General features: G+C 71.0%; 15 protein-coding genes and 1 pseudogene. 10 read left to right on the plus strand and 6 right to left on the minus strand.

The window, feature by feature from the left end:
* Nucleotides 1-484: DUF6232 family protein (locus AC2CHG_RS24210; RefSeq protein ID WP_484525644.1), on the minus strand; the 484-nt coding region annotated here is incomplete at its 3' end.
* Between the two features lie 414 nt (nt 485-898).
* Between AC2CHG_RS24210 and AC2CHG_RS24215 the strand changes: the two genes are divergently transcribed.
* Nucleotides 899-1,864: a C40 family peptidase gene (locus AC2CHG_RS24215; protein ID WP_262014084.1), complete on the plus strand. Its 966-nt coding sequence runs from the start codon at nt 899-901 to the stop codon at nt 1,862-1,864.
* Nucleotides 1,865-1,936: 72 nt separating this feature from the next.
* On the opposite strand, the gene AC2CHG_RS24220 is transcribed toward AC2CHG_RS24215, so the two are convergent.
* From AC2CHG_RS24220 to AC2CHG_RS24230, 3 genes are all read right to left on the minus strand, one after another.
* Nucleotides 1,937-2,926, minus strand: coding sequence for a sigma-70 family RNA polymerase sigma factor (locus AC2CHG_RS24220; RefSeq protein WP_262014152.1), 990 nt, complete (start codon nt 2,924-2,926; stop codon nt 1,937-1,939).
* 495 nt (nt 2,927-3,421) lie between these two features.
* Nucleotides 3,422-4,369, minus strand: a complete 948-nt coding sequence (murQ, locus tag AC2CHG_RS24225) for an N-acetylmuramic acid 6-phosphate etherase (protein WP_484525645.1) — start codon at nt 4,367-4,369, stop codon at nt 3,422-3,424.
* Nucleotides 4,366-5,280, minus strand: a complete 915-nt coding sequence (locus AC2CHG_RS24230) for a MurR/RpiR family transcriptional regulator (protein WP_262014083.1) — start codon at nt 5,278-5,280, stop codon at nt 4,366-4,368. Before AC2CHG_RS24230 ends, murQ begins: the two co-directional genes overlap by 4 nt.
* 268 nt (nt 5,281-5,548) lie before the next feature.
* Here AC2CHG_RS24230 and AC2CHG_RS24235 point away from each other — a divergent pair, with 268 nt between their 5' ends.
* Nucleotides 5,549-6,226, plus strand: coding sequence for an SDR family NAD(P)-dependent oxidoreductase (locus AC2CHG_RS24235; RefSeq protein ID WP_463839131.1), 678 nt, complete (start codon nt 5,549-5,551; stop codon nt 6,224-6,226).
* Here AC2CHG_RS24235 and AC2CHG_RS24240 read toward each other — a convergent pair.
* Nucleotides 6,211-6,957 (minus strand): dTMP kinase, encoded by a 747-nt coding sequence (locus AC2CHG_RS24240; protein ID WP_355508953.1) that lies wholly within the window; start codon nt 6,955-6,957, stop codon nt 6,211-6,213. The two genes, AC2CHG_RS24235 and AC2CHG_RS24240, sit on opposite strands and share 16 nt — an antisense overlap.
* Nucleotides 6,958-7,106: 149 nt before the next feature.
* On the opposite strand from AC2CHG_RS24240, the gene AC2CHG_RS24245 reads away from it, so the two are divergent.
* From AC2CHG_RS24245 to AC2CHG_RS24265, 5 genes and pseudogenes are all read left to right on the plus strand, one after another.
* The gene (locus tag AC2CHG_RS24245; RefSeq protein ID WP_043328811.1) at nt 7,107-7,688 is read left to right on the plus strand and encodes a nucleotidyltransferase; all 582 of its coding nucleotides are present in this window, start codon (nt 7,107-7,109) and stop codon (nt 7,686-7,688) included.
* Nucleotides 7,689-7,744: 56 nt separating this feature from the next.
* Nucleotides 7,745-7,954: a hypothetical protein gene (locus tag AC2CHG_RS24250; RefSeq protein WP_402807943.1), complete on the plus strand. Its 210-nt coding sequence runs from the start codon at nt 7,745-7,747 to the stop codon at nt 7,952-7,954.
* Nucleotides 7,955-7,964: 10 nt separating this feature from the next.
* A pseudogene (locus tag AC2CHG_RS24255) lies at nt 7,965-8,745 on the plus strand (metallophosphoesterase family protein).
* Nucleotides 8,736-8,882: a GPGG-motif small membrane protein gene (locus tag AC2CHG_RS24260; RefSeq protein WP_013288160.1), complete on the plus strand. Its 147-nt coding sequence runs from the start codon at nt 8,736-8,738 to the stop codon at nt 8,880-8,882. The pseudogene AC2CHG_RS24255 and the gene AC2CHG_RS24260 overlap by 10 nt, the downstream one beginning before the upstream one ends.
* Before the next feature lie 145 nt (nt 8,883-9,027).
* A complete protein-coding gene (locus AC2CHG_RS24265) occupies nt 9,028-9,525 on the plus strand; it encodes a TspO/MBR family protein (RefSeq protein WP_357209710.1) in 498 nt (165 codons plus the stop codon).
* Between the two features lie 43 nt (nt 9,526-9,568).
* Here the strand turns inward: AC2CHG_RS24265 and AC2CHG_RS24270 are convergent, their stop codons facing one another.
* Nucleotides 9,569-10,345 carry a peptidoglycan DD-metalloendopeptidase family protein gene (locus AC2CHG_RS24270; protein WP_262014078.1) on the minus strand — a complete coding sequence of 259 codons (777 nt, stop codon included), beginning with the start codon at nt 10,343-10,345 and terminating at the stop codon, nt 9,569-9,571.
* Between the two features lie 237 nt (nt 10,346-10,582).
* Between AC2CHG_RS24270 and AC2CHG_RS24275 the strand changes: the two genes are divergently transcribed.
* The 3 genes from AC2CHG_RS24275 to AC2CHG_RS24285 all read left to right on the plus strand — a co-directional run bounded on the left by AC2CHG_RS24275 (nt 10,583) and on the right by AC2CHG_RS24285 (nt 14,003).
* The gene (locus AC2CHG_RS24275) at nt 10,583-11,923 is read left to right on the plus strand and encodes an ABC transporter substrate-binding protein (protein ID WP_262014077.1); all 1,341 of its coding nucleotides are present in this window, start codon (nt 10,583-10,585) and stop codon (nt 11,921-11,923) included.
* Between the two features lie 72 nt (nt 11,924-11,995).
* Nucleotides 11,996-13,042, plus strand: a complete 1,047-nt coding sequence (locus tag AC2CHG_RS24280) for a carbohydrate ABC transporter permease (protein ID WP_484525646.1) — start codon at nt 11,996-11,998, stop codon at nt 13,040-13,042.
* Nucleotide 13,043: 1 nt separating this feature from the next.
* On the plus strand, nt 13,044-14,003 hold the full coding sequence (locus tag AC2CHG_RS24285) for a carbohydrate ABC transporter permease (protein WP_262014076.1): 960 nt from the start codon (nt 13,044-13,046) through the stop codon (nt 14,001-14,003).
* The last annotated feature ends 86 nt before the right edge of the window (nt 14,004-14,089 follow it).

Raw genomic sequence — 14,089 nt, forward strand, 5'->3', positions numbered from 1 at the left:
GGTCGGCCCAGCCGCCCAGCCGCGCCGCCTCCCGGGCCCGCCCCAGCGCGCGGGCGACCTGGCCGAACTGCCGCTCGTCGTCGCTGCTGAACAGCAGCACCTCGGTGCCCCGGACCCGGCCCCACAGCTCGTGCGCCGGGGGCCGTACGCGGTCGCCGATCAGCACCAGCAGCATCGGCACCAGCCCGACGGCGCCGAGCAGGAGGTACGCCCCGGCGGTGAGCCGGTGCAGGCCGCCGGTGAAGCCGAGCAGCAGGCCGACCGCGGCGATCATCGCGGCGGACACGGCGACGGCCCGGATCGCGAGCCGGTCGTGCGGCCCGCGGTCGATCCGGAGCTGGGTGATCTCGGCCACCGGCCAGGTGTTGCGGCCGACGGTGAAGCGCTCGGCGGTGACGACGATGCCGGGCCGGGCGTAGAGCAGCCTGGGTCCGGCCGGTCGCGGCGAGCGGGGCGGCTGGGTGGCGGAGCGGTCGGTCTGCACGGCGGCCTCCCGGGAGCAGGGATCCCGTGGTGGGATTTCCCGTCCGGGCTTCATTGTGTTTGCCTCGCGCCACCTGACCTCGGGGTTTCGGCTGTCGCGGGGTGACCGGCCCGCCCGCGCCCGCCGGAAACAGAGAAAGATTTCCGTCTTTGTCATGACTTCGCCTGGCGTGGCCTGGCGACATCCGCCCAGAACGACGAATCGGGCGAGTCGCCTCATCCACCCACCGGCTCCCCCTCATCACTTTCCGCCACTTTGCCAACTTTCGCCCCTGCTTGAACTCCCGGCTACTGCGATCACGGGTTAGGTTGTCCAGGTCGGCCCGGTCGACAGCCGTCCACCCGGACGGCCCCGGGCCGGTGTCGCCGGGTCGCGAACGCGCCCGGCGACCGGTGGGAGAGGAGCTTTCCGCTCTTGTCGTCCTTACGGATGCTGCTCCGCTCGCTGGCGGTGGCCGGCCTCTCGGCCGCGTTGCTCGCCCCGGCGCAGGTGGCCCGGGCCGAGCCGACCCCCGCCGAGCTGACGAAGCAGATCGAGAAGTCCTCGACTGAGCTGGAGCGAATCGTCGAGTCCTACAACAAGCTCAACGAGGACATCAAGGCCAACAAGGCCACCGCGGCCAAGTTGGAGGCCCGCATCGGGCCGCTGCAGGAACAGGCCGAACGCAGCCGCGCCGATGTGGGCGTCCTGGCCGCGACGGCGTACAAGACCGGTGGCATGCGCACCGCGGCGGCCCTGCTGGACCCGGGCGGCCAGGCCACCCTGCCGGAGCGGCTGGGCACGCTCGACCAGCTCACCCGCCAGCGGCAGCGCACCATCAACAGCTTCACCGCCGACCAGAAGCGGCTGATCGACCAGAAGACCGCGCTGGACGTCACGCTCGCCCGGGAGGCGGCGCAGGCCAAGCAGCTCAAGTCCGCGAAGACGCGGATCGAGGCGGACCTGTCCGACCTCTACGAGATGCGGCGCAAGGCGTACGGGCGGGCCACGGAGGCACCCGGCAACCCCAGCTCGGCGGGCAAGCCGCCGGCCGTCTCCGGCGACGCCGGCACGGCGGTGCGATACGCCTACGGCGCGGTCGGCAAGCCCTACGGCTACGGCCAGGACGGCCCCGGCAGCTACGACTGCTCCGGACTGACGCTCGCCGCCTGGCGGGCGGCCGGGAAGTCGTTGCCGCACAGCGCGGCGCAGCAGTGGGGAGCCACCACGCGGATCAGCCGCAGCCAGCTGCAACCGGGTGACCTGGTGTTCTACTCCGGGCTAGGGCACGTGGCGCTCTACGTCGGCAACGGCCAGATCATCGACGCGCCCAGCGCCGGACGCAACGTCAGCAAGCGCGGCATGAACATCATGACGATCGCCGGCTACGGCCGGGTCTGAGCACCGCGAAGACGGCGAACGGCCGGCGTCCCCCTGTCGGACGCCGGCCGTTCGCCGTTCATTGTTACCAGGTCAGGCCGCCTGGAGCCCCTCCGCGCGAGCCAGCTCACGCAGCCGGCCGAGAGCCTGGATCTCCAGCTGGCGGATGCGCTCCCGGGAGAGCGAGAACCGCGACGCGACCTCGGTCAGCGAGTGCTCGCGCCCGTCCTCCAGGCCGTACCGGGCCCGCATGATGCCGGCGGAACGGTCGTCGAGGTGGTTGAGCAGACCCTCGATCCGCTGCCGCTCCAGGCCGGTGAGCACGATCTCCTCCGGCGACGGCGCGTCGCTGTCGGCGACCAGGTCACCGAGGTTGGTGTCGCCGTCGTCACCCACCGGGGTGTCCAGCGAGACGGTGTCCTGCGACCAGCGGACCAGCTCGTTCACCCGCTCGACGGTGACGCCGAGCGCGGTCGCGATCTGCTCCGGCTCCGGGTCGCTGCCCAGCTCACGGGTGAGCTGCCGGGCCACGTTGCGCATCCGGTTGACGTCCTCGACCAGGTGCACGGGCAGCCGTACGGTCCGCTCCTGCTGGGCGATCGCCCGGCTGATGGCCTGGCGGATCCACCAGGTCGCGTAGGTGGAGAACTTGAATCCGCGCTCGTAGTCGAACTTCTCGACCGCCCGGACCAGGCCGGTGTTGCCCTCCTGGATCAGGTCCAGCATGGGCATCCCGGAGCGCACGTAGCGCCGGGCGATCGACACGACCAGTCGCAGGTTCGCGCGGATGAACAGATCCTTCGCGCGCTCACCCTCGGCGACCAGCCGCTCCAGGTCCTCCCGGTCGGCGCCCTCGGGGATCCGGTCCTCTTCGAGCAGGTGCTCGGCGTAGAGGCCGGCCTCGATCGCCTTGGAGAGGTCGACCTCCCGGGCGGCGTCGAGCAGCGGCGTCCGGGAGATCTCGTGCAGGTAGACGCCGACCAGGTCCCGCTCCTCGGCGACCTCGTCGGTACGCATGCCGATGTTCTTGTCCACGATTGCCACGGTCCCCTCGCTCGCGCCGGTTGCCCGGTTCCTTGCCATCCCCACGTTCATCAGCCCTCCCCGTAACCTCCGCTGTGCCCGTAGGTGCTGACACCTACACAACAGATGTGACGCGTCGGGGATTCCATGTCGTGAGTCGAAACTGTCACGAATGCCTGAGTAGTAGCTGAGAGCCCGGTCCATGTTTCCTGTTACCGACCCGGTTCGGGCGGCTCGCGGGCGCCGTTTTCGGCGCACACCGGAGCTGCGAAATCGCCGTTCGCCCATGGAATGGCACCATTGCCTGTTCCATGAACACAGCGAGCCGCGTCACCGAGTCGTTGCGATCCTGGTCACTGCGAGATACGCGCCTGGGGACCGGTCGGTTCAGCCATGCTCAAGGATTACCCTCCGCCTCGTTGAACAATCCGTGCGGGAGGAGTCGTCCCCCTCCCGCACGTGATACGCGTCGCACCCGCCGGGCGGATGCGCCGGGCGGGTGGATCGGGCGGACGGGGCGGGACGGACCGGGCTCGCGGCCGGGGCCGGAGACGGTCAGGAGGCGAGCAGGGCGAGCGCGCCGCGTACCTGGTGGGCGGAGCGGGCCAGCGCGGCCCGGGCGGCGGGCACCTCCGCACCGGACACCAGCGCCACGAGCGCGGTCTTGAGGTCGCCGTCGGCCTCCCGCAGGGCGACCCGGCACACCTCCTCGGCGCAGCCGGTGGCCTCCACGAGAATCGAGATCATGCGGCCGCGCAGTTTGGCGTTCGTCGCCACCATGTCGATCATGAGGTTCGAGTAGACCCGGCCCAGACGCACCATCACGGCCGTGGAGAACGTGTTGAGCACCAGCTTCTGCGCCGTGCCGGCCTTCATCCGGGTCGACCCGGTGACCACCTCCGGTCCGGTGTCCACACCGATGAAGACGTCCACCGACGCGGCGGCCTCGGCCTCCGGATTCGCGCAGAGCAGCACCGTCCCGGCCCCCTGCGCCCGGGACGCGGCGAGCGCCCCGAGGACGTACGGGGTGCGCCCGCTGGCCGCGAGGCCCACCACGAGGTCGCCGGGGCGTACGCACTCGGCGGCGTCGGCGGCGCCACCGTGCTCGTCGTCCTCGGCGTCCTCGACGGCGCGCCACATCGCCTCCGGGCCGCCCGCGAGGTGCGAGCAGAACCAGTGCCGCGGCGAGTTGAACGTGGGCGCCAGCTCGGCGGCGTCGAGCACGCCGAGGCGCCCGGAGGTGCCGGCGCCGAAGTAGTGCACGCGGTGCCCGTCGCGCAGCGCGGCCACGGCCAGGTCGACGGTCTCGGCGATCTCGTCCAGCACCGCGGCGACGGCGGCCGGTACGCGCCGGTCCGCCTCGTTGATGACCGTGAGCACGTCCCGGGTGGACATCAGGTCGAGGTCCACGCTGTGCGGGTTGCGCCGCTCGGTCGGCGCGCCGACGCGCACCACCGGCCGTACCGCCGCCACGCCGTCCCGCTCCACCCGACCCGCCGTCATCCCCGCCTCCGCCCGGGACCGACCCGGTGCGACTGGACCGCCTCGGCGGTGGCCTCCAGGGCCTTCTTGGTCCGGGCCCGGCTGCGGGCGGCCACCCCGACGAAGAGGCAGTCGACCACTGTGAGCTGGGCCAGCCGGCTCGCTGTCGCGCCGGAGCGGTAGGTCGTCTCCCGGGCGGCGGTGGTGAGCACGTGGTCCGCGACCTCGGTGATCGGCGAGCGCGGGAAGTTCGTCAGCGCCACGGTGGTGGCACCGCGCGCCCGCGCCTGCTCCAGCACCTCGATCACGTCGGAGGTGGTGCCGGTGTGCGAGATGCCGACCGCGACGTCGCCGCGACCCAGCAGGGCGGCGGAGGTGAGCGCGGTGTGCACGTCCGGGAAGTAGAACGCGATGCGGCCGATGCGGTGCAGCTTCTGCTGGAAGTCGGAGGCGACGAAGCCGCTGGCGCCCGCACCGTAGACGTCGATCCGGCCGGCCGCGGTGATCGCCTCGACCACCTGCTCGCAGACCGCCGGGTCGAGCTGCTCGGCGGTCTCCTCGACGGCCCGGGCGTCGTTGAACGCGATCGTGGCGATGATCTGGGCGAGGTCCGCGCCCGGCGGGATGTCGCCGCCGACCACTCGGGCGTCCGGCGGCTCGACCCGGCGGGCGGCCTCGGCGGCGAGCCGGATCCGCAGCTGCGGGTAGCCGTCCATGCCGACCGAGCGGCAGAAGCGGATCACCGTCGCCTCGGACGTCTCGGCGGCGGTGGCGAGGTCGGTGATCGTGCGCCGGGCCGCATCCGCCGGATCGGCGACGACCAGCCGGGCCACCCGCTGTTCGGCCGGGGACAGCGAGGGCAGCAGGCCGCTGATGTGGACGATCAGTCCACCGGTCTCGTGACTCGCAGAAATCTTCGGACTCTTCGCCACGGATGAAACTTACTTTCACGAGGCGTGAGCGTCAACCATGACACCGCGTATCGGGAAATTTACTGTCTTCCGTACCCGCCCCCGGGCCAAGGATCCCATTGTCGCAGCCCCACTGCCTCATCCGGTCCGGTCGAGTCACTCCTGCCGCCCGACGTGCCGGTCCGCCGTCGCGCGGCACGGCCTGCCTGGTCGGCCTCGGCCGGGCGGCACGGACGGCGCGTGCGGGTCACCGGTCGGTCGGCGCAGCCGTTGGCTAGCGTGTGTGTCCATGACGGAACGCACGGTGCTGGTGACCGGAGGCACGGGTGGGCTCGGCGGCGCGGTCACCGCCGCCTTCCTCGACGCCGGCTGGCGGGTGGTCGTACCCCAGCGGGAGCCCGGGGCGGACGACGGCCCGGTCCGGGTCGTGGCCGACCTGCTGACGCCCGAGGGGGCCGCGCGGGCGGTCGAGGCGGCGACCGCCGAGCCGGCCGCGCCGCTGCGCGCGGTGGTCAACCTCGTCGGCGGGTACGCCGCCGGCGGCCTGGTGCACGAGACCCCGGTCGAGGACTTCGAACGGATGCTGCGGCTCAACCTGCGCCCGACGTACCTGGTCACCCGGGCCGCGCTGCCGCACCTCGTGTCGTCCGGCGACGGCGCGGTGGTCTGCGTCTCGGCCCGGGCGGCGCTCTCGCCGTTCCCCGGCGCCTCCGGCTACGCCACCGCCAAGGCGGCGGTACGGGCGTTCGCCGAGACGGTGGCGGTCGAGTACCGGCAGCGCGGCGTGCGGTGCAACACGGTACTGCCGAGCGTCATCGACACCCCGGCCAACCGCGCCGCCCAGCCCGACGCCGACCATGCACGCTGGGTGCCGCCGGCCGAGATCGCCGCGGTGATCCGCTTCCTGGCCTCCCCCGAGTCCGCGCCCACCAGCGGCGCGAGCATCCCGGTCTACGGGCGGGCCTGAACCGGCACCGGCCCGTCCCGCCCGGCGCCACCGGCCGGGCGTCGCGGGCCGGCCGGAGCCGGCCCGGCCGGAGCCGGACCGGGACCGGCGGACGGGTCGTCGGGCAGCCACTCGCTCAGGTGCGCCCGGATCCGGCGGGCCACCTCCTCCGGCGGGCCGTTGCCGTCCACCACCACGAAGCCGCCGTACTCCGGCAGCTCCCGGTAGGCGGCGTCCGCGGCGGTCAGCCACGCCATCGTCTCGTGGTCGGTGCCGCGCCGCTCGATCCGCCGGTACGCCTCGGCGGGGTCGACGGTGAGCAGGAACGTCACCCGGGGCGCCGGGAAGATCCGGTACCCGGCCCGGGCCAGCCGCTCCCACCGCTGCCCGCCGTGCGCCCGGATGCTGGCGTACTGGCAGGCCGACCACCTGTCCATCACCGCGGTCCGGCCGGTCACCAGGCAGCTGAGCAGCGCGAGCGCGATGGCCAGCCAGCGCAGCACCGACTCGACCACGAGCAGGCCGTCGCGCCCGACGAGCCGCTGCGCGTCCGGACGGCCGACCCGCTGCGCGATGCGGCCGAGCCAGCGCCGGCCACCGGCGTTGCGGTGGTACGTGGCGGGAAGGCCGGCGGCGGTGAGCGCCTGGGCGAGCCGGTGGGCCTGAGTGGTCTTACCTGAGCCGTCGATGCCGATCAGGGCGACGGCACGCAGTCGGGCCCTGCCCCGGCGCGTCCGCAGTGAGCTGGCCACCCTCCCGAGGTTATCCGACCGATGCTCACACCGGCCCGTATGTCGCTTTCCTGCCCTGACGGGTCGATCGCGCCGCAACAGGTGTGACCGGAGCGTCCGCCGGGTACGCATCGTGGTCCCACCGCCCAATGACGACGAGGGAGCCGCAGATGGCCGAGCGCGGGGACGAGACCCTGGTGCACACGCTGAAGAAGGTCGCCGCCGTGCTCAAACAGTCCGAGATCCCGTTCGCACTCGGTGGCAGCTTCGCGGTGTACGCGCACGGCGGCCACTCCAGCGACCACGACGTGGACTTCCTGCTCCGCGAGGCGGACGTGGACCGGGCGCTGGAGGCGCTGGTCGAGGCCGGCTTCACCGCCGAGCGTCCGCCGGAGGACTGGCTGGTCAAGGTCTACGACGAGGACCGGATGGTGGACCTGATCCACCGGCCGGTGGAGACGCCGGTCACCGAGGAGACGTTCGCCGACACGATCGTGCGCCCGGTCGACGCGATCCACATGCCGGTGCTGTCGGCCAGCCAGCTCATGGTGCACAAGCTGCTCAGCTTCTCCCAGCACTACTGCGACTTCGCCCGCGCCCTGCCGCTGGCCCGCTCGCTGCGGGAACAGATCGACTGGGAACGGGTACGGAAGGAGACGCAGCACTCGCCGTACGCCGAGGCGTTCCTGGTGCTGCTCGACCGGCTGGACGTGCTGCCCGGCGGCGCGCCCGGCGGAAGGGAGACCCTGTGACCGGACTGTCCGGCGACGTTCCCCCCGACGAGTACGTCGAGGCGGAGATCCAGAGCATGCTGGCCGAGGACCCGATGGTGGCCGAGCAGGGCATCACCGTGGTGCGGCGGGAGAACGGGCTGGTGCTCTACGGCGAGGTGGAGAGCCCGCACCGGCGGGAGGAGATCCTGCGCCGGGTGGCCGAGCGCTTCCCGGACACCCACGTGACCAGCGACATCGGGGTGATCCGCACGCAGGCGCCCACCCAGGTCGAGGAGTTGCCGTGAGGGAGGTTCGATGGTGATCCGGATCGCCGCCGTGGGCGACGTGCATCTGGACCAGGACGTGGTGGGCCGGTTCCGCCCGGCGCTGGAGGAGCTGCCCGGCTGCGCCGACGTGCTGCTGCTCGCCGGTGACCTGACCCGGCACGGCACCGAGGCCGAGGCGAGGTGCGTGGCCCAGGAGTTCGGCGACCTCGGCGTACCGGTGATCACCGTGCTCGGCAACCACGACCACCAGTGCGACGAGGTGCCGCAGGTGGTGAAGGTGCTCCAGGACGCCGGGATCACGGTGCTGGAGGGCACCGGCACGGTGGTGGAGACCCCCGGCGGGCGGCTCGGAGTGGCAGGCGTGAAGGGGTTCGGCGGCGGGTTCGCCGGGCGGTGCGCCAGCGACTTCGGCGAGCCGGAGATGAAGGCGTTCGTGCGGACCACCCGGGAGAGCGCCGACGCCCTCACCGACGCGCTGCTCTCACTGGAGTGCGACGCGCTCGTCGCGCTCACCCACTACTCCCCCGTACCGGACACGCTCGCCGGCGAGCCGCTGGAGATCTACCCGTTCCTCGGCTGCTACCAGCTCGGCCAGGCGATCGACTCCGCACCCACCGCGCTGGCGCTGCACGGGCACGCCCATCACGGCACCGAGCGCGGCACCACACCGGGCGGGGTACGGGTCCGCAACGTGGCCCACCCGGTGATCAAACAGGCGTACAGCGTCTTCCACCTGGGCGGTGATCAGCTCGACTGACCGGGAGGTTTCCGGTATCGGGCGCACGGGTATTCAGCCGACATGGAGCTGATTCTCTGGATTCTCGCAGTCGTACTGGTGGTCGCCGGAATTCTCGCCCTGTTCCGCCGGCAGATCCTCTGGGGCATCGTCCTCATCGTCGTCGGCCTGCTGGTCGGCCCGGGTGGCGTCAGCATCTTCAACACGTAACAGCGGTTCCCGTACCCGCCGGGGTCGCCGGGCCCGGGTGTTCCGTCCTGCCGGACCGGAACGCCCGGGCCGGGTGACCCCGGCTTTTCCGCGTCCGGCGGCGCCCGGGCGTTTGCCGGGCCGGTCGAGCGGAAACATCTCGACCATGGAGATGTCGCAGAGTGCCGCCCGGCGTACCACCGGCGCCCGTGGTTGGTGGGCGCTGCTCGGCTTCGGCGCCGCCACCTTCGCCGCCGCCGCGATCGGCGGGCTGGGTGTCCAGGGCACCTCCGCCGAGTACCAGAGCCTGGAGCAGCCCGCCTGGGCGCCGCCGTCGTGGCTGTTCGGCCCGGTCTGGACCGTGCTCTACGTGCTCATCGCTATCGCCGGCTGGCTGGTCTGGCGCCGGGCCGGGTTCGGCCCCGCGGTCTGGGCCTGGGTGGTGCAGCTCGTGCTGAACGCGATCTGGACGCCGCTGTTCTTCGGCGCCGGGGCGTACGGGCTGGCGTTCGCCGAGATCGTGCTGATGTGGCTGGCGATCGGGGTGACTGTGGCCCTGTTCCGGCGCGTCTCCCGGCCGGCCACGCTGCTGATGCTGCCGTACTGGGCCTGGGTGACGTTCGCGTCCGCGCTGAACTTCGCGGTGTGGCGCCTGAACTCCTGACCGGTACGGGCGCGGGGGCCGCCGGCTCCCGCGCCCGCCGGGTTCAGCAGCGGGGTACGCCCGGGATGTAGCCGTCGTAGCCGGTGTAGACGTAGGCGTCGGAGATGAACCGGCCGGAGCCGATCCGGTCCCAGATCGAGCTGGTGCCGTACGTGCCGCTGACGCTGGTGCCGCTGGTCTGGCACTGGATGGTCACCTTCGCCCCGTCGGCCACGGTGCCGACCGAGCTGTAGCCGGTGCCGGGACCGGAGCGGACCGTCAGCGGGGAGCCGGCCGTGTTCACGGTGCCCTCGCCGGTGTTCGTCCCGCCGCAGCCGTTGTCGCTGGTGTAGGTCTTGGTGCCCCAGTAGAGCGCCTGGACGCCGTTGAACTTGATCTTCACGGCGCTGCCGTCGATGCGCTGCTCGTAGTGCAGGTGCGGCCCGGTGGAGCCGCCGGTCGTGCCGACGTAGCCGATCACCCGGCCGTAGCCGACCGTCTGCCCCACGGAGACGTTGAAGGCGTTCAGGTGGGCGTAGTAGGTGGTGTGGCCGCCGCCGTGGTTGATCCGGACGTACTTGCCGTAGCTGGTGTCGCCGAGGTTGGTGACCACGTCGACGGTGCCGGGCGCGCTCGCGACCACCGGGTCACCGAGGTCGTCGGTGCGGTTGAAGTCGATGGCGTTGGCCGGGCTGTGGTTGGTCCGGGTCTGACCGGACCAGGACTGGTTGCACGGGAACGGGACCTTGAACGTCGGGGCGGCCATCGCCGGCGCGGCCGGCACGAGGGTCGCCGCCAGGACCGCGGCGCTCGCCCCGAGGGCGAGCCATCGCTTACGCATCCACTGCCTCCAATGTTGAAAGTCTTCAATGTGATGCGGACATCCTGACAGAAAGTTCCGTTCCCGGGAAGTTTCGTGGGAGCGCACCCACCCCCGGTGGCCAGGGTTTCGGGATTGTTACCGGGCCGTGTCCGGCCAGGGGTGGACCCGACACGATGCAAGCGCTTACATGTGAGGACGACCATCGGACCGGCGCGGGTTCGATCCCCCCACGCGCCGGCAAGGAAGGAGATCGGCATGGCGTTTGCCAGATCGCGCCAGGCGCTCGCGGTCGCCGGCGTCCTGGGGCTGACGCTCGGCGTCGCCGCCTGCGGCACCGGCAACGACAAGAAGAGCAGCAACGCGGGCTCGGCCGAGTGCGGCGCATACGAGAAGTACGAGGGCCACGACGGCAAGAAGGTCACGATCTACTCCTCGATCCGTGACATCGAGGACGAGCGCCTCCAGCAGTCCTGGAAGCAGTTCGAGGACTGCACCGGCATCGAGATCGACCACGAGGGCTCCGGCGAGTTCGAGGCCCAGCTGCCCGTGCGGGTGGACGGCGGCAACGCGCCCGACCTCGCGTTCATCCCGCAGCCGGGTCTGCTGAAGCGGTTCGTCGACTCGGGCAAGCTCAAGCCGGTCGGCGCCGACACCAAGGCGATGGCCGAGCAGAACTACTCCGCCGACTGGCTGAAGTACAGCACCGTCAACGGCCAGCTCTACGGCGCTCCGCTCGGCTCGAACGTGAAGTCCTTCGTGTGGTACTCGCCGAAGACCTTCAAGGAGAAGGGCTGGACCGTCCCCACCACGTGGGACGACATGATCAAGCTCTCCGACCAGATCGCTGCCAGCGGCACCAAGCCGTGGTGCGCCGGCATCGAGTCCGGTGACGCCACCGGCTGGCCGGCCACCGACTGGATCGAGGACGTGCTGCTGCGCACCGGCGGCCCGGACGTCTACGACAAGTGGACCACCCACGAGATCCCGTTCAACGACCCGCAGGTGGCTGACGCCCTCAACCGGGCCGGCACCATCCTGAAGAACGAGAAGTACGTCAACGGCGGCTTCGGCGGCGTGAAGAGCATCGCCACCACCTCCTTCCAGGAGGGCGGCACGCCGATCACCGCCGGCAAGTGCGCGCTGCACCGCCAGGCGTCCTTCTACGCCAACCAGTGGCCCGAGGGCACCAAGGTGGCCGAGGACGGCGACGTCTTCGCGTTCTACTTCCCGGCCATCGACCCGTCGAAGGGCAAGCCGGTCCTGGGTGGCGGCGAGTTCGTCGCGGCCTTCGCCGACCGTCCCGAGGTCCAGGCGGTGCAGACCTACCTGGCCTCCGGCGAGTACGCCAACAGCCGCGCCAAGATCGGCGACTGGGTGTCGGCCAACAAGAAGCTGGACATCAACAACGTCCCGAACCCGGTGGACAAGCTCTCCGTGGGCATCCTCCAGGACGAGAAGACGGTCTTCCGTTTCGACGGCTCGGACCTGATGCCGGCCGCGGTCGGCGCCGGCACCTTCTGGAAGGGCATGGTGGCCTGGATCAACGGCAAGGACACCACCGCCGTCCTGAACGACATCGAGGGCAGCTGGAAGTGATCTAGCAGGTGGCCCGGTCCGGTTCCTCCGGACCGGGCCACCTCTGCTAGCCGAACCCTTGAAGGAGGGTCGATGGAGTTCGACTTCGCGGCGGAGCAGCCGAAGTTCCTCATGCTGATGTACGGGCTGATCGCCTTCGTCGCGGTGGTGGGCGGGCTGCTCCTGCTCCTCGACGTGGTGCCGTCGTACTTCGCCCGGCGCCGGGAGGCGCAGCGCGGCGGCCCCGCCCCCCGCCCCCCCCCGCCCCCCCGGCCGCGCAAGCGGGGCGAGGGCGCGTTCGCGTTCTTCTTCCTGTTGCCGACGCTGCTGCTGCTCGCCGTCGGGCTGGTGGTCCCCGCCGTCCGCACCACGCTGCTCTCCTTCATGGACTCCGGCAGCAACAACTGGGTGGGCCTGGACAACTACCGCTGGATGTTCGCCGAGGACTCGATCGTCCGGGTCCTGATCAACACGCTGATCTGGGTGCTGCTGGTGCCGCTGGTGGCCACCGCGTTCGGCCTGATCTACGCGGTCCTGGTGGACAAGGCCCGGTTCGAGGCGGTCGCCAAGTCCCTGATCTTCCTGCCGATGGCGATCTCGTTCGTCGGCGCCTCCATCATCTGGAAGTTCGTCTACGCCTACCGGGGCGAGGGCGACCAGATCGGCCTGCTCAACCAGATCGTGGTGAGCCTCGGCGGCGAGCCGAAGCAGTGGCTGCTGGACTCGCCGCTGAACACGTTCCTGCTCATCGCGATCATGGTGTGGATCCAGGCCGGTTTCGCGATGGTGGTGCTCTCCGCGGCGATCAAGGCCATCCCGGCCGACATCGTCGAGGCGGCCCGGCTCGACGGCACCACCCCGTGGCAGATGTTCTGGCGGATCACCATTCCGAGCATCCGGCCGGCCCTGATCGTCGTGGTGGTGACGATCTCCATCGCCACGCTCAAGGTCTTCGACATCGTCCGGACCGCCACCAACGGCAACTACGACACGAACGTGATCGCGACCGAGATGTACAACCAGGCGTTCCGCTACCAGGAGAACGGTCAGGGCTCGGCGCTGGCGGTGTTCCTGTTCGTCCTGGTGATCCCGATCGTGATCTACCAGATCCGCAACCTGCGCAAGCAGCGGGAGGGCTGAGATGACCACCGCCACGCCCACCGTCGGAGTCGGCGCCCAGGCCACCGAACCGACCACCCGGGGCGCCCGGGTGCGCAAGCGCCTGAACAGCCGTACCGCCACGATCGTGTCGATCGTCATCGCGATGCTCTGGACGATCCCGACCTTCGGCCTGTTCATCTCCTCGATCCGGCCGGAGAACGAGATCAAGACCACCGGGTGGTGGACGTTCTTCACCAACCCGCAGATCACGCTGGAGAACTACCAGGAGGTGCTGTTCAGCCGCGGCTCGTCCGGGCAGCTGGCCAGCTACTTCATCAACTCGCTGGCGATCACCATCCCCTCGGTGCTCTTCCCCCTGGCCTTCGCGTCGCTCGCCGCGTACGCGCTGGCGTGGATGAACTTCAAGGGGCGGGACTGGGTCTACATCGGCATCTTCGCGCTCCAGATCGTGCCGCTGCAGATGGCCCTGGTGCCGCTGCTGCGGTTCTTCTCCACCGGCGTCACCGTCGCCGGCGTGCAGATCATGCCCGCGTGGGACCTGGTCGACGAGCAGAAGTTCGCCCAGGTGTGGTTCGCGCACACCTGCTTCGCGCTTCCGTTCGCCGTGTTCCTGCTGCACAACTTCATCTCGCAGCTCCCCGGCGACCTGATGGAGGCGGCCCGGGTCGACGGCGCCACCCACCCGAAGATCTTCCGCACCATCGTGCTGCCGCTGATCATGCCCGCGCTGGCGGCGTTCGGCATCTTCCAGTTCCTCTGGGTCTGGAACGACCTGCTGGTCGCGCTGATCTTCGCCGGTGGCGGCGACGAGACCGCCCCGATGACCGTCCGGCTCGCGGAACTGGCCGGTACCCGGGGCAACGAGTGGCAGCGGCTGACGGCCGGCGCGTTCGTGTCGATCGTCGTACCGCTGATCGTGTTCCTGTCCCTTCAGCGCTTCTTCGTGCGAGGTCTGCTCGCCGGCAGCGTCAAGGGTTGATCCGGTGCCCCGGCGCCGGGGCGGCCCGCGGGGGGGGCCGGGGCTCGGCGGGGGGGGCTCCTCGTCCAAGATTTGGCCCGGCGCCG

The sequence above is a fragment of the Micromonospora sp. ATLC20 genome, assembly GCF_057196585.1.

Excerpts from the sequence above, each read along its gene's own strand:
- AC2CHG_RS24220 (WP_262014152.1), bottom strand. The coding sequence starts at position 2,926 with ATGGCAAGGAACCGGGCAACCGGCGCGAGCGAGGGGACCGTGGCAATC.
- murQ (WP_484525645.1), bottom strand. The coding sequence starts at position 4,369 with ATGACGGCGGGTCGGGTGGAGCGGGACGGCGTGGCGGCGGTACGGCCG.
- AC2CHG_RS24235 (WP_463839131.1), top strand. The coding sequence starts at position 5,549 with ATGACGGAACGCACGGTGCTGGTGACCGGAGGCACGGGTGGGCTCGGC.
- AC2CHG_RS24245 (WP_043328811.1), top strand. The coding sequence starts at position 7,107 with ATGGCCGAGCGCGGGGACGAGACCCTGGTGCACACGCTGAAGAAGGTC.
- AC2CHG_RS24250 (WP_402807943.1), top strand. The coding sequence starts at position 7,745 with ATGCTGGCCGAGGACCCGATGGTGGCCGAGCAGGGCATCACCGTGGTG.
- AC2CHG_RS24260 (WP_013288160.1), top strand. The coding sequence starts at position 8,736 with ATGGAGCTGATTCTCTGGATTCTCGCAGTCGTACTGGTGGTCGCCGGA.
- AC2CHG_RS24265 (WP_357209710.1), top strand. The coding sequence starts at position 9,028 with ATGGAGATGTCGCAGAGTGCCGCCCGGCGTACCACCGGCGCCCGTGGT.
- AC2CHG_RS24270 (WP_262014078.1), bottom strand. The coding sequence starts at position 10,345 with ATGCGTAAGCGATGGCTCGCCCTCGGGGCGAGCGCCGCGGTCCTGGCG.
- AC2CHG_RS24275 (WP_262014077.1), top strand. The coding sequence starts at position 10,583 with ATGGCGTTTGCCAGATCGCGCCAGGCGCTCGCGGTCGCCGGCGTCCTG.
- AC2CHG_RS24280 (WP_484525646.1), top strand. The coding sequence starts at position 11,996 with ATGGAGTTCGACTTCGCGGCGGAGCAGCCGAAGTTCCTCATGCTGATG.
- AC2CHG_RS24285 (WP_262014076.1), top strand. The coding sequence starts at position 13,044 with ATGACCACCGCCACGCCCACCGTCGGAGTCGGCGCCCAGGCCACCGAA.